The sequence below is a fragment of the Microbacterium terricola genome, from assembly GCF_027943945.1.
In the GTDB taxonomy this organism is placed as follows: Bacteria; Actinomycetota; Actinomycetes; order Actinomycetales; family Microbacteriaceae; genus Microbacterium; species Microbacterium terricola.
On record NZ_AP027141.1, the window covers coordinates 187953 to 210672 of the forward strand.

General features: G+C 69.9%; 14 protein-coding genes. 4 read left to right on the top strand and 10 right to left on the bottom strand.

The genetic code is table 11. From position 1 onward, the window contains the following. The first annotated feature begins 169 nt into the window (after positions 1 to 169). Entirely contained in the window at positions 170 to 5743 is a 5574-nt protein-coding gene (locus Microterr_RS00885; RefSeq protein WP_263796678.1) for a PKD domain-containing protein, read from the top strand. A gap of 28 nt (positions 5744 to 5771) precedes the next feature. Then, positions 5772 to 6884 carry a glycosyltransferase family 4 protein gene (locus Microterr_RS00890; protein WP_263796677.1) on the top strand — a complete coding sequence of 371 codons (1113 nt, stop codon included), beginning with the start codon at positions 5772 to 5774 and terminating at the stop codon, positions 6882 to 6884. Here the strand turns inward: Microterr_RS00890 and Microterr_RS00895 are convergent. Both Microterr_RS00895 and Microterr_RS00900 read right to left on the bottom strand, forming a co-directional pair. Continuing rightward, a complete protein-coding gene (locus Microterr_RS00895; protein ID WP_263796676.1) occupies positions 6868 to 7902 on the bottom strand; it encodes a glycosyltransferase family 4 protein in 1035 nt (344 codons plus the stop codon). The genes Microterr_RS00890 and Microterr_RS00895 overlap by 17 nt on opposite strands. A gap of 49 nt (positions 7903 to 7951) precedes the next feature. Then, positions 7952 to 10450, bottom strand: a complete 2499-nt coding sequence (locus Microterr_RS00900; RefSeq protein ID WP_263796675.1) for a right-handed parallel beta-helix repeat-containing protein — start codon at positions 10448 to 10450, stop codon at positions 7952 to 7954. 185 nt (positions 10451 to 10635) lie between these two features. Here Microterr_RS00900 and Microterr_RS00905 point away from each other — a divergent pair, with 185 nt between their 5' ends. Beyond that, positions 10636 to 11679: an acyltransferase family protein gene (locus tag Microterr_RS00905; RefSeq protein WP_263796674.1), complete on the top strand. Its 1044-nt coding sequence runs from the start codon at positions 10636 to 10638 to the stop codon at positions 11677 to 11679. Here the strand turns inward: Microterr_RS00905 and Microterr_RS00910 are convergent. Both Microterr_RS00910 and Microterr_RS00915 read right to left on the bottom strand, forming a co-directional pair. Beyond that, positions 11603 to 12898: a hypothetical protein gene (locus Microterr_RS00910; protein ID WP_263796672.1), complete on the bottom strand. Its 1296-nt coding sequence runs from the start codon at positions 12896 to 12898 to the stop codon at positions 11603 to 11605. The genes Microterr_RS00905 and Microterr_RS00910 overlap by 77 nt on opposite strands. Next, positions 12898 to 14286: a tyrosine-protein kinase domain-containing protein gene (locus Microterr_RS00915; RefSeq protein WP_263796671.1), complete on the bottom strand. Its 1389-nt coding sequence runs from the start codon at positions 14284 to 14286 to the stop codon at positions 12898 to 12900. The genes Microterr_RS00910 and Microterr_RS00915 overlap by 1 nt, the downstream gene beginning before the upstream one ends. 302 nt (positions 14287 to 14588) lie before the next feature. Between Microterr_RS00915 and Microterr_RS00920 the strand changes: the two genes are divergently transcribed. Next, entirely contained in the window at positions 14589 to 15356 is a 768-nt protein-coding gene (locus Microterr_RS00920) for a hypothetical protein (protein ID WP_263796670.1), read from the top strand. On the opposite strand, the gene Microterr_RS00925 is transcribed toward Microterr_RS00920, so the two are convergent. From Microterr_RS00925 to Microterr_RS00950, 6 genes are all read right to left on the bottom strand, one after another. Continuing rightward, on the bottom strand, positions 15284 to 16528 hold the full coding sequence (locus Microterr_RS00925) for a glycosyltransferase (protein ID WP_263796669.1): 1245 nt from the start codon (positions 16526 to 16528) through the stop codon (positions 15284 to 15286). The genes Microterr_RS00920 and Microterr_RS00925 overlap by 73 nt on opposite strands. A 2-nt stretch (positions 16529 to 16530) precedes the next feature. Then, positions 16531 to 17658, bottom strand: a complete 1128-nt coding sequence (locus Microterr_RS00930) for a polysaccharide pyruvyl transferase family protein (RefSeq protein WP_263796668.1) — start codon at positions 17656 to 17658, stop codon at positions 16531 to 16533. Positions 17659 to 17680: 22 nt separating this feature from the next. Beyond that, entirely contained in the window at positions 17681 to 19072 is a 1392-nt protein-coding gene (locus Microterr_RS00935; RefSeq protein WP_263796667.1) for a lipopolysaccharide biosynthesis protein, read from the bottom strand. A gap of 41 nt (positions 19073 to 19113) precedes the next feature. Further along, positions 19114 to 19632 (bottom strand): serine O-acetyltransferase, encoded by a 519-nt coding sequence (locus Microterr_RS00940; RefSeq protein WP_263798858.1) that lies wholly within the window; start codon positions 19630 to 19632, stop codon positions 19114 to 19116. Between the two features lie 53 nt (positions 19633 to 19685). Beyond that, on the bottom strand, positions 19686 to 20828 hold the full coding sequence (locus Microterr_RS00945; protein WP_263798857.1) for a DUF1972 domain-containing protein: 1143 nt from the start codon (positions 20826 to 20828) through the stop codon (positions 19686 to 19688). Between the two features lie 140 nt (positions 20829 to 20968). Then, positions 20969 to 22498 (bottom strand): sugar transferase, encoded by a 1530-nt coding sequence (locus tag Microterr_RS00950; RefSeq protein ID WP_263796666.1) that lies wholly within the window; start codon positions 22496 to 22498, stop codon positions 20969 to 20971. Positions 22499 to 22720: the final 222 nt, after the last annotated feature.

The window sequence follows — 22720 nt, forward strand, 5'->3', positions numbered from 1 at the left end:
ATTTCCGAAAAGTAGTCGCGCGCGTCGTCCGTCATGCCGTAGCATGTGCCCCAATCCCTTGGGGGGGATTACTGGGGACGTCTGCACAACGCGATCGGTCGCGGAATGCGGACGCATATTGGGGGATGCAGTCGTGGGGACGATTTCTGCGAGCCGCAAGGCTCTTTCCATGTTGGTTGCGGGCGCCGTAGCGGCCGGACTGTGGCTCGTTGTGCCGCCTACTGCGGCCGTCGCGGCGGAGGATCCGCCGGTGGCGGCTGCCGCGGCACCGCTGCCTGAGACGGTGTCGGCTGACTCGCTGCCGACCGTCCAGATCGACAGCGGTGTCGTCTGGTCGCAGGTGATCGTCGGCAACACGGTCTACGTGGCCGGCCAGTTCTCGAATGCGAGGCCGGCAGGCGCCGCGCCGGGCACCAGCCTGAGCGCGCGAGGCAACATCCTCGCGTACAACCTGACGACCGGCGCGCTCATCGCGTCGTTCGCGCCGAGCTTCAACAACCGGATCAACGAGCTTGCTGCCTCACCCGACGGCACCAAGCTCTACGTCACCGGATCCTTCACGCAGGTGAACGGCCAGAGCCGCCTTCGCTTCGCCGTGCTCGACATTCCCAGCGGCAACCTCGTCGCGGGCACCGCCGCCCTCAACAACATCGGCAAGGCCGTCTATGCGACCTCCAGCGGTGTGTTCGTCGGCGGGTACTTCACCTCCGTGTCGAGCAACCCGCGGCAGCGCGTCGTCAAGCTGAACCTCGCCGGCACCGCCCTGCTCCCGTTCGCGGTGCCGGTCGACAACGGCCAGGTGCAGAGCATCGTCGCCAACGGGCCAGGTGACAGGGTGGCCCTGTCCGGCAACTTCACGTCCGTCGGCGGCGCCGATACGCCCGGCTTCGGGCTGTACCTCGCCGATGCCACGTCGGGCAGCGGGCTGCCTCTGCCCGCCAACACCCAGGTGCGCAACGGCGGCGACGCCGCGGGCTTCATGAGCCTCGCCACCGACGGCACCAACTTCTACGGCTCCGGGTGGCACTACGGCGGCACCGGAAACGTCGAGGGATCGTTCGCCGTGAGCTGGACGAGCGGTTCGATCGTCTGGATCGAGGACTGCCACGGCGACACGTACGACATCGCGGTCGTCAACGGCATCGCCTATTCGGCGAGCCACAAGCACTACTGCGGCAACAGCGGCGGATTCCCGCAGACCGACCCCTGGAGCTTCTACCACTCGACCGCATGGACGGCGGATGTTCGCGGAACGAACACCGGCGACATCTACGGCTACCCGGACCACCCCGGTACGCCGCGGCCCGAACTGCTGAACTGGTTCCCGCAGACGACCCCCGGTACCTTCACCGGCACCAGCCAGGCCGTGTGGACCGTCACCGGAAACTCACAGTACGTCATCTACGGCGGTGAGTTCCCGAGCGTGAACGGCACCCGCCAGCAGGGCCTGGTCCGCTACGCGGTGCGCTCGATCGCCCCGAACCTGCAGGGCCCGCGCGACTCGGGCGACGCGTGGAACTTCTCCGCGAAGTCCTTCGCCGCCGGCCAGGTGCGGGTGCGCTACCAGACCAACTGGGACCGCGACGACACGACGCTGACATACCGCGTCTACCGCGACTCCGAGGCGTCCGCGCCGATCTCGCAGAAGACCATCTCGACGGTGTTCTGGAAGCCGCTGACCGAGACCGTCACCGACACCGGGCTCGCGCCAGGCAGCTCGCACCGGTACCGCGTCGTGGCCTCCGACCCGTACGGCAACGTCGCGAAGTCGAGCTGGGTGACGCTGACGGTGTCCAACGCCGTCCTCAGCGACTACGCCTCGGACGTCCTCAACGACGACGCCGAGCACTTCTGGCGCCTCTCCGACAGCGACCTCGCCACGGCGGGCGACTGGGCCGGCATCTCCGACCTCACCATCAACGGCACCGTCGCCTCCACGGCGGGTGCGATCCTGCCGGACGCCGACACCGCGAAGTCGTTCTCGGGCGGAGCATTCGGCTCGATGACGGATGCCATCGCCGGGCCGAACACGTTCACCGTCGAAGCCTGGGTCAAGACGAACACGACATCGGGCGGCAAGATCGTCGGATTCGGCGGCTCGTCCACCGGCAACTCCGGCAGTTACGACCGTCACGTCTACATGGACAACGCCGGCCGGATCTGGTTCGGGGTCTACCCGGGCGACGTGCGCACGGTCAACTCCAGCGCCGGCTACAACGACAACCAGTGGCACCACATCGTCGCGAGCCTGAGCTCCGGCGGCATGAAGCTGTACCTCGACGGCAAGCGCGTCGCACAGCGCACCGATGTCACATCGGCGCAGGGTTACAGCGGCTACTGGCGTGTGGGTGGCGACAACCTCGGCGGATGGCCGAACCAGCCGTCGACGAACTACCTGAACGGCGCGATCGACGACGTCGCGGTCTACGGGGACGTCCTCACGGTCGCCGAAGTGCAGAAGCACTTCCGCGACTCGGGCCGCACGCTCGACGTGCCGGTCGCTCCCGCCGACGCCTACGGCGCCCTGGTCTACAACGCCCAGCCCGACCTCTACTGGCGGTACGGCGAGACCTCGGGGTCGGCCGTGGCCGACAGCAGCATCTCGGGCAACGCCGGCGCGATCGCGGGCAGCTTCACCCGCAACGTGACCGGTGCGATCGCGGGCACCACCAACCGCGCCATCGCGCTGAGCGGCTCGTCGAACGTGTACTCGACGGCGCAGTTCGGCACGCCGGGCACGTTCACCCTCGAGACGTGGTTCCAGACGACCTCCACGCAGGGCGGCAAGGTCATCGGGTTCGGCGACGCCCAGTCCGGCACGTCGTCGAACTACGACCGGCATGTGTACATGCAGGACAACGGCCAGCTCGTGTTCGGAACCTGGACGGGCCAGACCAACACCATCACCTCGCCGAACGCCTACAACAACGGGCAGTGGCACTACCTCGTGGCCTCCCAGGGGCCTGACGGCATGTCGATGTACGTCGACGGCGTGCTGGTCGGCACCCATCCGCAGACTGCCGCCCAGCCCTACAGCGGCTACTGGCGGGTCGGCGGCGACACGACATGGGGCTCATCGTCGCCGTTCCTCACCGGGCGCTACGACGAGACCGCGGTCTACAGTCGCGTGCTCACCTCGACCGAGGTGACTCAGCACTACGGGGCTGGGACGACGGGCTCAACGCCCAACATCCCGCCCACCGCGCAGTTCACCTACTCGCTCGATCACCTCGACGCCTCGTTCCAGAGTGCGGGATCCTCGGATCCGGACGGCACGATCGCGTCGTACTCGTGGCAGTTCGGTGACGGCGGCACCTCGACCGCGCCCAACCCGACGCACCACTACACCGCGGGCGGCGACTACACCGTCTCGCTGACGGTGACCGACGACGACGGTGCGACGAACACCTCGCAGGTGCCGATCACCGTCGTGGCGAACGCGGCGCCGGTGGCGCAGGCGAACTGGAGCGCGGTGAACCTGGCAGCGACGTTCTCCGCATCCGGCTCGACGGACTCGGACGGCTCCATCACCTCGTTCGCGTGGGACTTCGGCGACGGCGACACGGGTTCCGGGCAGCTGGCCAGCCACACCTACGATGCGGCCGGTCCCTACTCGGTGATCCTGACCGTGACGGATGATGACGGCGCGACCGCGTCGACGACGCTCGATGTCGTCGTCAGCGAGCCCGCGAACTCTCCGCCGGTCGCCGCGTTCACTCCGACGGTGACCGGCATGTCGGTGGCGGTCGACGCATCGGCCTCCACAGACTCCGACGGCACGATCGCCTCGTACGCGTGGGCGTTCGGCGACGGCGGGACGGCCACAGGGAAGACCGCGACGCATCTGTACACGGAGCCGGGTGCGCACACGATCACCCTGACCGTGACCGACGATGACGGTTCGACCGACACCGAGACGGCGAGTGTCACCGTCGAGGAGCCCTCGACCTCGACGCCGCTGTTCCGCGACGAGTTCTCGCGCACGGCTGCGTCCGGCTGGGGCACTGCCGACATCGGCGGGGCGTGGGGGCTGCGGACGACCGCGACGCGGTACAGCGTCAGCAACGGCAGCGGCAACCTGATCATCCCGAAGGCTGCGACGATCTACGCCGACGCGACTTCGGTCAGCACCGATCGGGTGCGCGTGGACGCGACGTTCTCCGTGGACAAGCTCGCCGAGGGGACATATGTCGCCGTCATCGGGCGTCAGGTCGGCGCGGACTACTACGTCCTCCGTATCCGCATCGGCGCCGACGGCAGCGCGCGCATGTACGTGCTGCGCAACAACTCCGTCGCCATCGGATCGTCTCTGCTGCTGCCGTTCACCGTGCAGACCGGTCAGAAGTACAACGTCGCGTTCGAAGTGGCGGGCACGTCGCCCACCGCTCTCAAGGCGAAGGTGTGGGCAGCCAGCGCGACCGAGCCGACGACCTGGCAGCGCGAGGCGACGGATGCCACCGCGGTCCTTCAGGCGGCTGGTCGCATCGGCGTCTTCGGCTTCCTTCCGGCGGCGGCGACGAACGACCCGGTGACGGTCTCGTTCGATCGCATCGTCGCGATGGATCCGGATGGCGTCGCCCCTCCGGCCGGCAACGAGGACCCGACTGCGGCGTTCACGCCGACGGTCACAGGTCTGAAGGTCGACGTGAACGGGTCGGCCTCGACCGACTCGGATGGAAGCATCGCGTCCTACGCGTGGCAGTTCGGAGATCCTGCCGGCAGCACCGCCACCGGCGCGACCGCCTCGCACACGTACACGGCGGCGGGGACGTACACCGTGCGCCTCACCGTCACGGATGACGACGGAGCGACCGACACCATCACGCACGACGTGACGGTCGCGGCGACTCCCACCAACGCGTCGCCGACGGCGGCGTTCACGGCAACCCCGACGGGGCTGACCGTGGCCGTCGACGCAGCCGATTCCGATGACTCGGACGGCACGATCGCCTCGTATGCCTGGCAGTTCGGCGATCCGGCCGCCGGCACGGCCACCGGTGAGACGGCGTCCTACTCGTACGCGGCGGGTGGCACGTACACGATCACCCTCACCGTCACGGATGATGACGGGGCGACCGCGACCGCGACGCACTCCGTGACGGTCGCTCCGCCTGCGACGGGTGCTCTCTTCGCCGACACCTTCGCACGCACCGCGAGCGGTGCCTGGGGGACGTCGGACAGCGGCGGGGCCTGGACGGTGCGCGGAGCGGCGAGCAGGTTCGCCGTCGCCGGTGGCGTCGGGACGCTCTCCGTGGGCGCGGGAACCTCGCTGTTCGCGGACACCCCCGTCATCGACAGCACGTCGACGACCCTGCGGGGCACCTTCACGGTCGACAAGGTGAACGAGGGCATGTACATCGGCCTCATCGCCCGGCGGGTCGGGACGACGCAGTACCTCGTGCGGGTCCGCGTCGCGGCCGACGGGACGGTCAAGCTGAACCTCATCCGCGGGGACAGCACGTCAGTGGGCGCGGCGGTGAGCAACCCCGGATTCACGGTGGTGGCCGGCCAGACCTACCGGTTCCGGATCGACACCAAGACGACGACGACGACCACGATCTCCGCGAGGTTCTGGAACACGTCCGACACGGAGCCGACCGGGTGGCAGCTCGAGCGCTCCGACGCGACCGCCGGTCTGCAGGTCGCGGGTTCGGCAGGTGTGTACGGCTACCTTCCGAGCGCCACGGCCAACGTCCCGGCGGCCCTGTCGTTCGACAACCTGGAGATCGTGACCGCACCGTGAACACCATCACAAGGCCCGCGCGCGGAGGATGAGTCCGATCGCAGCGGAGATGCAGGTCGTTCAGCTCTACGAAGTAGTCCGGACGGCGCATCTCGAGCGGGCCGCGGCAACGGTGCCGCGGCCCGTCATCCTCTATCGCCGCGCCCGCTACGACTTCGACGAGGCGGTGGCGCGCACGGTCGATCTCCGGCGCCGCAGCCTGCTCGCGTCCATCGCGTTCGCGCTCGGGCGGGACATCGATGTGATCGAGGTGAACGAGCCGCTCTCGGGGGACTCCTCTCTGCCTGCAGTGGCGTTCGCGGGAGCGGCGCGCCTGCGGGCGCTGGTCCGGCGGCGGCCGAGGCCCCTCGTGGTGACCTACGCCATCGAGAACCTCGAGCCGGAGACCCTGCTGCGCAACCTGCCGCTCAAGGCGCGATGGCGTCACCGACTGCGACACCTCACCACGCCGCTGCTGTGGCGGTCGCTCGACCGGATCGCGTATGGAACATCGGACGCGCAGCGCGTTTACGCACGGGCTTTCGCCCGGTCGCGGGGTCGACCCGCGAGCGCGCTGATCGAGGCGCTCCCGTCGCCGGCCGCAGACGCGGACGGATCCCGCGAGCAGATCATCCTCTTCCTCGGTGACCTGTCGGAGCGGAAGGGCTTCCCCGACGTCGTGTCGGCGTGGCCGCACGTGCGCGACCGCCTGCCCGACGCGCGACTGCTGGTGCTCGGGCGCGGCGCCGGCTCAGCGACCGCCTCGTCGCTCGCGCAGGGCGAGCCGCGCGTCCGGACGGTGATCGAGCCGTCCCGCGCAGCGATCCTGGGACACCTGCGGTCCGCGAAGGTGCTGGTGCTGCCGTCGCGACGACGCCCGCTGTGGCGCGAGCAGGTGGGTCTGCCCATCGTCGAGGGTCTGGCGAACGGATGTCTGGTCGTGACGAGCTCCGAGACGGGGATCGCCGACTGGCTCTCCGCCCACGGGCACTGGGTGCTGCCGGAAGAGGACCTTCCGGCAGGCCTCGGGGATGCCCTCCTGGCGGCGTTGACCAGCTCGCGGACACCGGGCGACGTGCAGGCCGATCTGCCCGCCGCAGACGGCCGGCTGCGGGCTCAGGAGTGGATGTACGGCGGCGGCGAGGTCATCCTGCCGCGATGACGTCGGCGATCCGCCTGGCGAGGTGCTCGGTCGTGAAACCCGCTTCGACGTGCTCGCGGGCGGCCCGACCGGACGCTGCGGCGGATTCCGGATCCGCCAGCAGAGCGAGAGTCTCCCCTGCGAGAGCGGTCGCGTCGCCGACCTCGACGAGACGGGCAGCACGTGTGCCGCCGAAGTAGTCGTCCATCCCCGGGGTGCGGGTGATCACGAGTGGTCGTCCCGTCGCCATCACCTCGAGGCCGACGGTCATTCCCGACACGTGCAGGTTGGGTCGGGTGGCGATTACCGCCACCGATGCCCGCGCGTAGAGATCCCGCAGTTCCGCATGCGTGAGATACGGGACGACGGTGATCCCGGGCGGCGGCGTCGCTCCGCTCTTGCTCTGGACGACGATCTCGACATCCGGGCGCGCGTCGCGCACGATCGCCAGCGCCTCCAGCAGTGTCTGCGGGTCGCGGTCCCGATCGCCGCCGACGCTGACCACGAGCGGGCGGTCGGGATAGGACTGGTGCGCGAAGAAGTCCGGGTCGACGCCGAACCGCACGTAGTGGACCGGAGGTGCGCCGGGGCCGAGGAAGCGGGACAGCGGCTCGACCTGGGCGGTGGACAGCACCCACACTGCATCCATGCGCCGCAGGGCGCGGCGCATGGCTCGGAAGGGGCGTTCGCCGGCTCGAGCGACACTGTCGGTGAGCCACACGACGCCGGAGAAGCGTGCACGCAGGCCCGGGGTGATCGCGAGCAGGGCGCCGGCGTTCTCGTCCCAGGTGATCCCGATAGGGCCGGACGGGCGACGCGTCGGCGAGATCGCGGTGATCAGGCGGCGCGAGGCGAGCCCGACCGATGAGTCCGGCGAGAAGTTCGTCGCCGTGAGCCCGGGGAAGTGCGTGCCGAGCCGATCCAGACCGTACGGCCAGCGGTCGGGGGCTGCTCCGCGTGCGTGCCGGTCACCCCACGCGACGAGGTCGCGCTCGGCCGGATAGAACACCACCGCCGCTGCATCGCCCCCCGAAGCCACGATCTCATCGTAGGCGGCGGGGGGCGATGCGCGTTGCTGCGGGCGTCCCTTATTTCAGCGGCTGCGTGAAGGGACCGAGCCGCTTGGTGCCGGTGGCGACGCCGATGGAGGTGGCCACGCTGGACGGCAGCGCAGCCAGGACGGCGCGCGGCGCGGCGATGACATCGCTGCGCACCGCCAGGGTCGAGGACGACACGATCGGATCGCCCGTCCACAACGCGGAGCTCTTGTCGTTGCCGGTCAGGTCACCCAGCTCGGCGAGTGTCTTCACGCTCTTGGTGCCGGCCGCGCCGTTCGCCCAGCAGGCCATGTTGGCGGGAGTGGACGAGTCGCGTCGGTAGTAGACGTTGCTGTCCATCGACACCCCGAGACCCGCGCCGCTCAGCTTCAGCTCGGAGTCCTGCGCGAGCATGGGGCACGTGCTGGAGTCGGTGCCATAGGAGATCACGTTGTTGCGGACGGTGACGGTGTCCAGCACCCACGGGATGCTCGCCTTCAGCGCCGAGGTCGGCTGGCGCCGCTCGTCCTGGGCGAAGCTGAGCGCACGCATGCCCGTGTTGATCGTGTTGTTCCAGATCTGGACATTGCCGCTGTTGATGATCTTCATGCCGAGGACGTTCTTCGAGAGGTAGTTGTCGGCGATGATCGCCTTCTCGCTGATCTCGACCTGGATGCCCGTGGTCGTATTGCCGGTGACCGTGTTCCCTGTCACGTGGAGGTCGTAGGAGCTCACGTCGAACCAGACACCGGCGCCGATGTTGTCGGTGACGATGTTGCCCTCGATGCGGGCGGTGTTGGCGTTGGTGATCTTCACGCCCCCGGATGCCGGAGCCGGCTTGAACTGCTGCTCGTTGTTCCCCGCGATGATCGAGTCGGTCAGGTTGACGCGGACGGCGTTGTTCACGCCGAGGCCCATGAGCCCGTTGCCCGACAGCGTCACGCGGCGGAAGTTCTTGTCGTCGTTCCATCCGAACACGCCGATCGTCGCGTTGTCGCGCACGACCATGTTCTCCAGGGTGATGTCATCGACCTCGGCGGTGACCGTGCCCATCATGGAGACCGTCGTCGCGTACCGCTGGACGCCGAATCCCCGGAGAGTGGTGTGCTTGCCCTGGATCTTGAACGCGCGCGCCGTCGTGCTCGCCTCCACGCTCTTGCCCGTGGGGTCGGAGCCGATCACGAGGCGCTTGCCGGCCTCATCGACGTAGAAGGTCCCGGCCGTGACAGCGCCGGCGGAGGCGACCTGGCGGAGCGCCGTGTCGTTCACCCACACCTGGTCGGGATAGCCCGCCAGCGGGTTGGTGTCGTCGACGAATCGGTCGGTGTCGTCCTGACCGGCCGTGAACGAGACCTTGTGGTCGAAGAGGTGGGTCCAGCCCGTCTTGACCCAGGTGCTGCCCGACTTCGTCCAGCCGGTGACGGGTGAACTGCCGTCGAACCAGACCGCTTCGCCCGGATACGCCTGGATCGTCAGGGCCTTGTTGAATCCGACGTACACGTACTCCCGGTACGTGCCGCCGTGGAGGACGATGGTCGATCCGGACGGCGCCTTCGACACCGCGTACGCGGCGCTGCCGTAGGGATCCGCGGCGGTGCCCGATCCGGTCTCGGTGCCCTTGGGCACGACGTGGATCGCTCCCGCCGGCACGGCATAGGTGGCCTTGCCGACCGGCAGGCTGCCGACCGCGGAGCTCGTGCCCGGTGTCGTCGGCGTGGGAGTCGGGGTCTTCGTCGGTGTGGGCGAGGCCGTCGGAGTGGGAGAGGCGGTCGGCGTCGACGTCGGCGCCGGAGCCGGGGTGGACGCCGCATCTGCCACGCTCACGTCGTCGACGCGGACCGTGTTGGCGGGGGACGTGCCAGAGAGGTAGGTCGCGATCGACGGGTAGCCTGCCCGCGTGATCCGCTGGGCGCTCGCGTCGTCGTACGACGCCTGCCACTGGGCGGGCTGAGCCGACCCTTCGATCCAGATGCGCGCGCGCAGCTGAACGGGCGACGTCCCCGTGAGCGAGAACTCCGCGCGCACGTGCTTGCCCGCGGGCAGATCCTTGATCGGCTTGATCGACTGGAGGACGACTTCCTTGCTGCTCGCGCCGTCATAGCGGCTGAGCCAGAGGTTCACTCCGGTCTTCCCGAAGCGCACGCGAGCCTGGTACGAGTACTTGCCGTCCGAGCGCAGGCCTAGCGACACGGTCGATCCGTTGCCGGCCGTCGTCGCCTGCTCGGGCCAGACGGTCGCCGAGACGGTGGCGTCCGTCGCGGAGACGGTGCGCAGCGACTGCACGGTGGCCGCTCCCGGCTTCTGGGTGACGGCCGCAGACCCGGAGTCCACGCGCGTGACCGTGGGCGACGTCGTCGTCCACGGGTGGCCGGAGGTGGAGGACCCCCATCCCTGCGAGACGGTGCGCGCGAAGCTGTCGGCCGCCTGCGAGGCCGCCGATGCGCTCGTCGCGGTGACGACTGATCCTGTGGCGATCAGCGCAGACGCGACGAGCGCGGCCAGGAGGCGGGTGCGGGCGCGGGTGCGCGTATGGGCATGGGGGGGCTTCATGTCGACGTTCGCCTTCGGGTAGGGAGGAACACGGCGGAATGCCCCATCAAAACACACGCCCCTCGTGCTCCTCTGTGGTATGAGACACTTTTCATCTGGGCAGGATTGGCAGGAATCGCGGCGAAGCAGGGGTGCCGCACCGATGATGGGGGGTCATCGTCTCCGGAATGTTCTGGCGGGCCGAAATGCCGCCCCATCAGGGACGCATCGATTGGGTCGATGCCGGCAAGGGGCTGGCGATCGCCCTCGTCGTGCTCTTCCACTCCGCGCGCTGGCTCGCGGGAATCGTCGGCGACATCTCGGGCTGGCTGTGGCTGAACGACTTCCTCGCCACGATGCGGATGCCGCTCTTCTTCACCCTCTCGGGGCTGTTCGCCGCGAAATGGGCGGCCGTGCCGCTGGCGCGGCTGTGGAACGCCAAGCTGCGGCTCTTCGTGTGGGTCTTCCTGCTGTGGGAGGTCCTGGGTCTCGGGCCGTACCTGATCGGGCTGGCGGTGCACGGCGTCGGCATCAACCTGCGCCGAGAGCTGTTCGAGACGGCGATCTCGCCCCTCGTGCCGCGATTCGAGCTGTGGTTCATCTGGGCGCTTGCGGTGTTCTTCCTCCTCAATCGCGCGTTGCGGTCCGTCCCCGTGATGATCACGATGTCCGTCGCCGCGGTGCTCTCCGTCGTCGCCTTCACGGACGTCATCCCCCTCCCGTCGCCGAGCTGGACCGGCGTCTGCAAGTACTACGTCTTCTTCCTCGCCGGGATGACCTTCAAGCGCGCCCTCTTCCAGTACGCCTCCCGGAGCGGCTGGCTCCTGCGCGGTCTCGTCGTGACCGGCTGGCTCGCGGTGGCGTTCGTCGTCACGGTCTTCGATGCGAGTCGCATCCCCGGGGTGTACCCCGCACTGGCGTGTCTCGGCGTCCTCGCCGGCGTCGCCCTCAGCCAGGTGCTGCAGCGGGTCGCCGCGATCGTCCGCCTGGGGTCCCGCACCCTGCCCGTCTACCTGGCGCACACGCCGATCGTGATCCTGATCAGCGCCGGGCTCGCATGGCCCCCCGTCAACGACGTCGCACGAGTGCTGGCCCCTGCCCTGCCGCCGGCGGTGGCCCTCGCCGCGATCGTGCTCGCGCTCGGCCTGTATCGCGTGTCGGCTCGCCCGCCGCTCAGATACCTCTTCGAGCCTCCCCCGCGGCTGCTCGTCGCGGGGACGGCGGGGGAGGCGACGAACGCCGCGCGATGACGGCCGCCACAGGGACGGCGAGCACGACGAGCGCGAGCGGAAGCGTCTTCATCGCCGACACGGCAGGGCTGAACGCCAGGTCCCACACCAGTCGGGTGGCCAGGTACACCGCCAGCGCCGTGCACACGCCGTCGCGCAGCGCCCGCTCCAGTCCGAGGCCGGCGATCACCGCGATCGTGATGCACACCGCCAGCCCCGCGACGCCGAACCACAGCCAGAAGTCGCCGAGCATCGAGTGGACCTCCACGCCGCCGCCGAACATGAATCGCTCGACGTAGTTGTTGTGGGGGTCGTAGCCGATCGACGACATGGCGGACTTGGCCGCGGTGACGTCCGCGGGTGACGCGATGATCCCCGAGCCCATCCCGAGCGGGTGCAGGCGGATCAGGGCGTCGGATGCGGCGATCTCGGGTCTGCCGCCCAGGAGCAGTGAGCCGGATTCGTCGATCTGGGACTGCGTGCGCTCTCGGGTCGCCTCACCGAAGAACCCCTCGAGGATCGCCGCCTGCGCGATGAAGAAGACCGCGAGGCCGAACAGGAGGACGCCGATGATGTTGCCTGCCCGCCGCCGCGAGGTTCCGGCCGCACGCCCGAGGCGCTGCCAGATCAGGACGACCGCCGCGAGGAACAGCATCGCGGTGTTCGATCGCGCGCCGTTCGCGGCCCCGATGACCGCGAGCGCGACGATGACGACGAACTGGGGGACGAAGCCGCCGCGCCGGGCGGCGATGGCCAGCGCCAGCACGGTCAGCGGGATGGAGAACGTGAATCGCCAGCTCACGGTGCCGCTGAGGTCGCCGGCGATCCCCAGGGTCATCCCGGCGCCGAAGGCGATCGCGACCGTGGACAGGCCGACGATCGTGCGAGCCCACAGGAGGGCGCCGACCGCTCCCAGGAGGCAGAGGGCCAGCGCGCTCCGCTCGATCATGCTCGAGGGGGCGGCCACGCGCTCGGCGGACAGCCACCAGGTCAGGAGCAGGCCGGAGACGGTCGCCGCGACGAGCAGGACGGCGAGCGCCACGAACAGGCGGAAGCGACGCAGCAGCGGCAGCCAGAGCGGCAGGAGCAGCAGCCCTGCCATCCCGCCGAGGGGCGCGTTGTAGGGCAGGGTCAGCCTGATCCCGACGAGCACGCACAGCGCCACCGCCAGCACCGGTTCCGCGGTCCACTGCCTGGTGAGGAACCCTGTGTCACCAGCAGTGTCGGTGCGGCCCGGCATCACTCGCGCCGCTTGGACTTCCGGCTCCAGCGCCACGACGTGGACGGCTGGTGCGCCTTGTCGTAGTAGGGGCTCGAGTCGATGCGCTTGACGGCGTTGAGCACGATGCCGAGGATCCGGGTGCGCGTCGATTCCAGCTCGTCGAGCGTGCGGCGCAGCGATTGCCGCTTCGTGAAGCGATAGCGCGCGACGACGAGGATGCCGTCGGCCACCGGTGCGAGCCAGAGCGGGTCGCTCACGGCGAGCACCGGCGGGCTGTCGATGACCACGATGTCGAATCGATCGCGAGCCGCCGTGACCAGCTGTCGGAGATGGTCGGAGGTGAGCAGCTGCCCCGGGTTGGGAGGGATGGTCCCGCTGGTCAGCACGCTGAGGTTGCTCGTGCCCCAGTGCTGGATCGCATCGGCCAGCTCGATGTCGCCGACCAGGATGGTGGTGACCCCGACACCGCCTTCCAGCCCGGTCATCTCGGCGATCGAGCCGCGTCGGAGGTCTGCGTCGATGAGGAGGATCCGCTGACCCTGCTCAGCGAGGATCAGGGCGGTCGAGAGGGCTACCGACGACTTGCCCTCACCGGAGGTGGCCGAGGTGACGAGGATGACGCCGGTGTCACCGTCGACGTTCGCGAACCGCAGGCCCGCCGCCACGCCGCGGACGGATTCCGCGGCCAGGCCGGTCTCGGCGCGACGGACGGCATCGGGCAGCGTCGATCCGTGGGCGACGCTGGTGACCTCGCCGAGCACCGGCGTCTCCGTCACCGAGGCGACGTCGTCCCGTGACTGCAGGCGGGTCGCGAGGAGTCGCCGCAGCCATGCGTAGACGAGGCCGATCACCAGACCGCCGAGCGCCCCCGCGACGATGAGGAGCCGGGTGTTCGGCGCGATGGCCACCCGGGGCTGGGTGGCCGGGCTGATGGTCTCGATGCGCACCGCGGGGCCGGATGCGCTCGTCTGCGGCGAGAGCGCCTCCACGGCATCCGCGAGCTCCACCGCGATCTCGTCCGCGATGGCGGTGATCCCCGCGGGAGACCCGCCCGTGACGGCGATGGTCAGGACGGCGGAGTCGAGGGGCGTCTCGACGACGACCTGATTGGCGAGGGCGCGCGGAGTGATCGAGAGGCCGAGCCTGTCGATCACCGGATCGAGCACCACGGGCGAGGTCGCGACGAGCGCGTAGGTGCGCACCAGGCTCTGCACGTAGCTCGATCCCTGCACGAGCTCCGCGGTGCTGTCTCCGCGGGCAGGGATGACCACGACGGCCGCCTGCGCCCGGTAGACCTCAGGCTGCGTCTGCGCGTACGCGTAGCCGAGCAGCGCACCGAGGATGGTCAGCGCGACGATGACCAGCCACTGCTTGCGCAGGGCGAGGAAGTAGTCGTTGAGGCTCACTCAGTGCGCCCCGGCTCCGCGTCCGCCCGAGCGCCACGCACGGTCGACGTCATGCTCCATGACAGACACCCCCAAGCATCCTGTCCGCCTCGACGGCCCCCGGAGAACAATTCTCCTGCCCGCATTCTAGGGGGTCGCCTGCCGGAGTGCCCCCTGCGCTGGGTGATCGGGGGTCTCGACCGATATCCTCGGACCGGGGCTATGTGGATGGGGGACACATGCGCACGAGCGGTTACGGGTTCAGGCGGGCGGGCCGGAGAGCGGCCGAAGCGGTGGACGGGGCGTTCGCCCGGAGCTTCCGGATGCTCCGCACGGGACCACGACGGCGGGTGGGCGTCGTCGGGATCTACCGGGACGCCGAGCCCATCGGCACGGCGGTCGCCGAGCTGCGCGCATCCGGCCATGAGGTGATCGTGAACCTCGGCGCGATGGGCGACATCCCCGATGAGCTGCGGGCCGACACCGGGGCCGATCATCTCACCGCGGGGAAGTTCCAGAACCTCAACGTGCTCGTCCATGACCTGCCCGCCGTGGACTGGCTGGTGATCATCGACGACGACATCGTCCTGCCCCGTGGGTTCCTCGATGTGGCGATCGAGGTCTGCGAACGGCTGGACCTGGCGCTCGCGCAGCCTGCGCAGACGAGGTTCAGCAACGCCAACTGGATCGTCGCGAAGCGACGTCTGCTGAGCGTCGCGCGGACCACCAGGTTCGTGGAGATCGGACCCGTCACACTCGTGCGTGCCGACGCTGCGCGACTCCTCCTGCCGTTCCCCGCCGATCTGCGCTGGGGATGGGGGCTCGACTTCCGGTGGGCCTATCTGATGGAGCACGCGGGCCTGCGCATGGGGGTCGTCGACGTCGCCGCGGTCGTCCACGCGAGTCGCAAGGTGGCGAGCACGTACTCCTGGGATGCTGCGCAGGAGGAGGGGCGGGCTTTCCTCCGCGGCGTCGAGCACCTGCCGAACGACGTCGCCAAGGGTCGTGGCCTGCGCACCTATCGCCTGCTCCCCCGCCGCACCGCGGCCGCGCCGACCTCGGAGCGCGAGGGCGCCGCACGCTCGATGTGATGCCGGACGGTCGCCCGATACGACTCGGGTGCGTGGCGGCGCAGCGCCTCGGCACGGCTGCCGGCCAGCTCCGCGCGCACGTCCGCCCAGGATTCGGCGATGGCCTTGAGCTCCGCTGAGATGGCGGACGGCTGGTCGACGGGCACCAGCCAGGCGGTCGGGTAGCTGCCGGCGGCTTCGCGAAGGCCGCTGGTGTCTGCGACGACGACCGGCCGCAGCCCGAGCACCGCCTCGACGGCGGTGTTGCCGAACGGCTCGTCGATCCGGGAGGGGACGACGACCACGTCGGTCGCCGCCACATAGCTCCACACATCCGGCTGGAATCCGGCGAAGGTCACCGAGACTTGGTCGGGGGTCGCCGATGCCTGCGCGTGCAGCTCGTCACGGAACCACTCGTAGCCCGGGAACACGTCGCCCACCAGGGTGACGTCGACCGCGATGCCCTCTCCGGCGAGCAGGGCGGCAGCCGAGATCACGAGATCGGGACCTTTGCGGGGCGAGAGGCGGCCCATGTAGAGGACACGCAGCGCGCCCTCGGGCGTCGTCCGCGGCAGATCGGGTCGGTGGGGCCCCGCCACGCCGTTCAGCACGACCTCGGAGCGCGCCGCGAGTCGCGGGAGTGCGCGGCGGATGGTCGCCTGGCTGAACCGGCTGTTGACCAGGACCCCGTCGGAGAGGAGGTGCGGCAGGTAGAGCAGCCGATTCACGATCCTGCTCGCCGAGGCCTCCGCCTCGTGCACGTGGCTGACGGCGGGGATGCCGCGCAGGCGGGCGACCACGGGCCAGAGCGGGATGGTGATCGTGCTCACGTAGAGCACATCAGGCCGCACCCGACGGGCGATCCGCCATGCCGATCCCAGCCCCCGAAAGGTCTCCCGGATGAGGCGCAGCCAGCCGGACGGCCGCAGCAGCGCCTTGCGCAGGACCAGCGTCGGTGCGATCACCACCTCGGCGCCGAGGGCGATCAGCTCGTCGATGAGCGGCCCGGCGCTCGGGACGGCGACCACCACGCGTGCCCCGGCCTCGCGCAGGCCGGCGACCGATTCCCGCAGCATCCGGTCGGAGCCGAACAGCTCCGCCCCCGGGTGCGCGGCGAGCACCGTCCAGCCCGACTGCGCGCCCGAGCTGTGCGGCACCGCATCCGCCGCACTCATGATCGTCGACTCCGACACGCTCACAGCACGCCGGCAAGGGTCAGGGTCGCGCTAAGAGCGGCAGCGGCCGCGGCGGCGTTCGGTGCGGGATCGTGGGGGACGCGCTGACCTCGTCGCCGACGGACGGTCTCGGCGAGGCCTTCATCGCTGACGCCCTCGATGCGTGGAGGGACAGGGCAGGCCGCGAACGCCTCCGCCGTCTTCGCCACACCGGGGGTGAGGACCGGAGTGCCGAACGAGCCCGCGACGATCGCGGCATGCATGCTCGTCGTGAAGACGACACCGGCCGCGGCGAGGACGGAGATGATCTCGTCCGCATCGAGCCCGATGAGCGCCCCGACGTCCGCGCGCTCGGCGGCCGCGGCCAGGGAGCGGTCTTCTCCCGAGTAGGCGCCGAGCGACAGCACAGCGACGGGAAGGCCCGCGAGCGACCGCAGCGCCGCCTCCACGCGGGCTTCCGGCCAGCCGTGGAACGCCGCGGCATGGAACACCACCAGCGGCTCGTCGACGCCGAGACGATCATGCACGACCCGACGCCCGCGTTCGGCGGCGGCGTCGGGGTCGGACAATGCGGGATGCGCGAAGATCATGTCGGGTGCGAGCACGATGCGATCGGGATCGACTCCGGCCGCCTCGAACTGGCTGGCGGCGTGCGAGGTCCGCACCCACACGGCAGCCGCTCTGCTCACGGCCGCGCGCGCCTGCACATCATGCGCCATCCGCCGAGCGCCCACCGACACCAGGACCGTCGGCGCACCGGGCACCCAGTCGTCGCGGGGGAGCCACACGCCAGGTCCGGCGAGGAAGTGGCGCCGCGCGAACAGGGCGGCACGCAGCCGCAGCAGGCGGCCGTGCCGCTGCTCCTGAGGGACGGCCATGTGATCGAGCGCGACCGTGGTCGTGTCGAAGCGGACCAGGTCGCCTCCGCCGACGAGCACAGCGGCCGCCCCCGACTGCCGGATCTCGCGCAGCGGCCGGATGGGCTCGCCGGCGAGCGTGGTGCCGGTGAGGGGCGCGAAGTGGTCGACGTGCGCCTGGAGGCCGATGCGGTGCAGGAGATGACCGGTGACGCCCGGATAGAGCTGGTCGCCCCAGTTGGACACGGAGTAGTCGCCGACCTGCGCGAGTCTGACGGACTGGGTGCGCACCGGCGTCGCTTCTGAGATGACGCTACTGATCGCCGTCTCCTGACTCGAGGGGGCCGGCGATCGACGGCGCACGCCGCGAACGGTGCCGGACGAGGAGGAAGTTGGGCACGAGCTGGCAGGCGATCACCGCGATGATCGACCCGACCAGCGGTCCGGGCGCGCCGAGCGCGGGCGTGAGCGCGATGGTCAGGCCGAGGTTCAGCGGAAGGAGGGCGAGGGCGCAGATCGCCTGGAAGACGAGCCCCTTCGCGTCGGTCAGGTACATGCCGTACGGCTGCTTGACCGCCTGGATCACGATGAACACGCTGCCCGCGACGAGCACCTGCCACCCGAGGGTGATCCGTCCGCCCGATGCGAGCTCGGCGAGCCAGCCGGACAGCGCGAAGATGAGGGCGCTGCCGACGATCGCGAGCCCGCCGAACACCGCGGCCATCGCGTGCGGCGAGTACGGGGTGGCCGTGCCGGAGGCGCGCGCACGGGCGAACACCGGCCACAGCGCCACCCCGGCCGTCGTGATGACGCCCAGCGCAGGGCTGAACATCTGCATGGCGAGGCTGTACTCGGTCAGGTCCTCCAGCGAGCCGAGGTGGCTGAGCACCAGACGGTCCGACGACATCGCGAGCGGCAGCGCGATCATCTGCACCATCATCGGCCACGCGACGTTGAACACGCGCTCGCCGCGTACGCCGGGTGTGATGCTCTGGCGGAAGGCGATCCCGATCGCCGGCTTGATCCGTCGCGCGGCGACGATCAGGGCGATGATGCTGACGAAGAACGTCCCCGTGTACGAGGCGACCGCGATGTAGCCGCCGTCGGCGCCGGCGGAGATCGACAGCCACAGCACCAGGAGCACCACGGGAGTCTGGAGCCCGCTGAGCAGGACGACGAGCGTGTTCAGGCCGAGCGCGATGAGGATGCGCTGACCGAAGGAGACGAGGAGGTTCAGCCCGAGCACCGTCAGACACAGCGTTGCGGCGAGCGCACCCGACTCGAGGCTCAGCCCGTCGCCGAGCAGCACATCCCAGTAGCCGAGCGCGTAGATCGCGACGCCGACCGAGATGAGCACCAATGCGCAGCATGCCAGCAGCCGCATGCAGGAGACGAGCACTCCGCGCAGATGGAGGTCGGTTCGGGGATCGTCGGCCGCGGCCGCGGCGTTGAGGATCGCGGCGGACAGGCCCAGGTCGGCGAAGGGCAGGAGCGCCGCGATGCCGACGAGGAGCATGTACTGCGCGTAGGTGGCCTCGCCGTAGTGGTCGAGGATGAGGCGGGTGACCACGATGCCGAGCAGCGCGCTCACCGGCATCACCATGAGCCGGGCGATGGCGCTGCCCCCGACCGAGGCGAGCATGCCGCGACGCGTGCTGAGCCTGTGGGCGACGCCGGCGTCGGTCACGGCTGATTCGTCGTCCATCGTCGGCTCCTCGCGAGGCGGGGAGGTGCTCTCCATCGATCTCATGCCTCGCCGCCCACCGTATCGATGGAGGAGGAGCCGGAGTCTGCACGCTCTCGACGCGGACGCGCGACAGCCGGAACCCCGACGGCGGTCGACCATGACGGGATGTCGTGCACGACGACCGCGTTGGCCCCGATCCGCACGTGGTCGCCGATCGTCACACCGCCGATGATCTTGGCGCCGGCACCGATGAAGCAGTGGTCGCCGATCGTCGGCGCCCCTCCGTCGAAACCGTCGCCGATCGTCACCTGCTGGTTGATCGTGCAGTGCACGCCGATCCGTGCGCGCGGGGTGACGACGATGCCGTTGAGTCCGTGGACGAGATGGGGTGGGGTGGCGAACGCGGCGCCGACCCCGAGGTCCGTGCCCATGGACGCGAGATTGAACGCATCCGAGCGCTTGATCCGGTAGAGGTAGAACAGGCGGACGATCCGGGGGAGCGGCGAGTCGGGATCGATGACATGCGCCCGCATCGCCCAATACCTGGAAGGGTCGTACCGCTTCAGCCGCACGTACATCCTGTCCACCAGCCATCCGCGGGATCCCGGTGCACGGGCGGCCGCCCGGGGCGTCACCGCGCCGTGTCCGATCGTCGGCGCGTGGAGGCGCGCCCGCGGTCCCTGCGGCGCTCCCCGCTCGCGAGCAGCACGGCCAGCGCCTCGTAGTCCGCGGCGACGTGCTCCCACCGGAACACGCTGGCCGCGCGACGGCGCGACGCCTCACCGAGAGAGGCCACCAACGGCGTCTCCTGCTCCACCGAGTTGAAGTGGCGCTCCGCATCACTCGCGTCGCCGAAGAACCAGCCCTGCTCGTCCAGGGTCTCTCGGTTGAAGTCGACGTCGTAGGCGATGACGGCGGTGCCCGCGCCCATCGCGCGCAGCAGAGACGGGTTCGTCCCGCCGACCGAGTGGCCGTGCACGTACGTGTGCGCGTGGAAGTAGAGCGCGTCGAGCACGTCCTGATCGTAGATGCCCCCGAGCAGGCGGACCCGCGGGTCGGCGTCGCCGAGTTCGTGGATGCGACGTGTGTACTCGGCCGCGTACGGGGCGGACCCGACGACGACGAGCGGCATGGTCGCGTGGCTCGCCCGGTAGCCCTCGACGATCTCCCGCACGTGGTTCTCGGGCTCGAAGCGCGCGACCACGAGGTGGTAGCCGCCCGGCTCGAGGTCGAGCGCGCGGACCGCGTCCGCCGGCGTGTCCTGCAGGATCGGCGCCCCGTAGCGGATGAGCTCGGTGGGCACGCCGAACTCGGCGGTGTAGTAGTCGGCGATGCCGGGGGCGTCTGCGATCAGCGCATCGGCGTGACGGACGCCGTGCTCCTCCGCCCAGCGGTAGTACGCCCTGCCTCGGGCGCCCCACTTGTCGCGCTTCCACTCCAGCCCGTCCATGTGCAGCGCGACGGGGATGCCGCGGGCGCGGAGCAGGGGGAGGAACGGTGCGTTCGCGGCGTTGAAGACGAACGCCGCGTCCGGCCGGCGGTGCAGCACGGCGTGGGCCGCCGACAGTCCCGTGTGCGAGAGGGTCTCGAGCTGCTTTTGCGGCAGGGCGGGCAGGTGGACGATGTCCATCCCGAGGTACTGGCGATCGCGGCTCTCGCCGCCTCGCGAGTACACGGTGACCCGGTGGCCTCGCTCGACGAGCCGCCGACCCACCTCTTCCACGGCCGTCTCGAATCCGCCGTATGCGGCGGGCACGCCGCGGGTGCCGATCATCGCGATGCTCAGCGTCGCGGCGGGCGCGAGGATCTGCTCGAGCTCTGCGGTGGTCGGGCGCCGCTGCGCGTCGACCGCGCGAGGCGGCCGACGCGAGTCGGCCGTGCGGACCTCAGCCCGCACGGGGTGGTCGAGAGCCATCAGTAGGCCCCCGCGGGCTTGACCATGGCCTTCGCGGTGCGCCACATCAGCACGAGGTCGCTCATCACCGACCAGTTCTCCACGTACCGGAGGTCGAGCCGGACGCTCTCCTCCCAGGTGAGGTCGCTGCGACCACCCACCTGCCACGGGCCGGTGATGCCCGGCTTGATGTAGAGCCGGCGGTAGACAGTGCCGTCGTACGACTGCACCTCGGACGGCAGCGGCGGGCGCGGGCCGACGACACTCATGTCGCCGCGGAGCACGTTCCAGAACTGCGGGAGCTCGTCGAGCGAGAAGCGCCGCAGCACCCGCCCGACCTTGGTCACGCGCGGGTCGTCCTTCAGCTTGAACAGGGGGCCCGAGCCCTCGTTGGAGTCGGCGAGGTCGCCCAGCTCCGCTTCGGCGTTCAGGCGCATGGAGCGGAACTTCAGCATGTTGAAGACGCGACCGTCGCGGCCGACGCGGGCCTGCTGGAAGAAGACCCGGCCAGGGCTGTCGAGACGGATCGCGACGGCGATCACCAGGGCGACCGGGGTGAGCAGTGTGAGGGCCGCGAACGCGGTGACGATGTCGAGGCCGCGCTTGATGACATGGGCGCCGCCCTCGAACGTGGGGATCTTCACGTGGACGAGCGGCATGCCGTCGACCGGTCGCAGCGACATGCGCGGGCCGGCGACGTCCGCGATCCGGCTGCAGATGACCAGCTCGGATGCGGTGCCCTCCAGCTCCCATGCCAGCCGCTTGATGTAGTTGGGGTCGGCCGCAGGCTGACTCGCCACGAGGATCGTGTCGGCGTGCAGCGAGAAGGCAGCCCGCGCGGCGGCATCGGGGCCGTGCACGACGGGGTAGGTGCGCGCGTCCACGGTCAGGCTTGCGCTCTCGTCGTCCAGGACGGTCGCGCCGACCACGTCGTAGCCGAGCCGCTGACCAGGTCCGAGCGTGCGGATCGCGTACTCGACGTCGTCTCGGGAGCCGACGACCACGGTCCGTGAGGTGTAGCGGCCGAACTCGCGCTGCCAGATCAGGAACTTGCGGCATGCCCACCGCGAGAGGATGAGCGCCACGATCCCCGCCGGCAGCGCGAAGAAGAGCTGCGTGCGGATGCCTTCCCACTGGAAGATCACATAGACGATCGCGAGCGACCCGAAGGCGAGTCCGGTCGCATGGGCGACCCGCTTGTACTCCGCGACACCGGTGCCCATGATCGCCGGCTCGCGGGTGTTGAACAGCGACAGTGCGATGAGCCAGACCACGGCAGTGGTCAGCGGGACCCGCACCAGCAGCCATGGGTCGCCGGTCAGGATATGCGGTGCGGTGGCCAGCAGTGAGAGCACCGTCGCGAGGACGCAGGACGTCAACGCGATCGCTGTGTCGGTCACGCGCAGGAGTGCGCGATATCGGCGCTCCCACTGCTGGCGACTCACCAATGCTGCCGACGCACGCGGCGCGCTGGCCGCATCGCGTCGAATCGCGGCCAGGTTGAACCCCGGCAACTGCAGCGTGGGCGCGACCTCTTCGACCGCGCTCATTGTGCGTCCCCACGCACAATCATTTGCATCCGCACTGTGCCCCCCAGCAACATGCGATGTGCAGACGGACGAATCCGCCTACCCCCCAATTCAACGCTGGACATCCCTAGCCCACGCGACGACCCCACTCGTTTCGCGTTGCGTTGGGGTTCACTGTAGCGCGCTCTCGGGATGCGCGCGACGGTCGTTCGTAAACTGCGTGTTACGAACGACTCCCCCTGC

Coding starts and splice junctions, on each gene's coding strand:
- Microterr_RS00885 (WP_263796678.1), top strand. CDS start 170: ATGTTGGTTGCGGGCGCCGTAGCGGCCGGACTGTGGCTCGTTGTGCCG.
- Microterr_RS00890 (WP_263796677.1), top strand. CDS start 5,772: ATGAGTCCGATCGCAGCGGAGATGCAGGTCGTTCAGCTCTACGAAGTA.
- Microterr_RS00900 (WP_263796675.1), bottom strand. CDS start 10,450: ATGAAGCCCCCCCATGCCCATACGCGCACCCGCGCCCGCACCCGCCTC.
- Microterr_RS00905 (WP_263796674.1), top strand. CDS start 10,636: ATGCCGCCCCATCAGGGACGCATCGATTGGGTCGATGCCGGCAAGGGG.
- Microterr_RS00910 (WP_263796672.1), bottom strand. CDS start 12,898: ATGCCGGGCCGCACCGACACTGCTGGTGACACAGGGTTCCTCACCAGG.
- Microterr_RS00920 (WP_263796670.1), top strand. CDS start 14,589: ATGCTCCGCACGGGACCACGACGGCGGGTGGGCGTCGTCGGGATCTAC.
- Microterr_RS00935 (WP_263796667.1), bottom strand. CDS start 19,072: ATGGACGACGAATCAGCCGTGACCGACGCCGGCGTCGCCCACAGGCTC.
- Microterr_RS00940 (WP_263798858.1), bottom strand. CDS start 19,632: ATGTACGTGCGGCTGAAGCGGTACGACCCTTCCAGGTATTGGGCGATG.
- Microterr_RS00945 (WP_263798857.1), bottom strand. CDS start 20,828: ATGATCGGCACCCGCGGCGTGCCCGCCGCATACGGCGGATTCGAGACG.
- Microterr_RS00950 (WP_263796666.1), bottom strand. CDS start 22,498: ATGAGCGCGGTCGAAGAGGTCGCGCCCACGCTGCAGTTGCCGGGGTTC.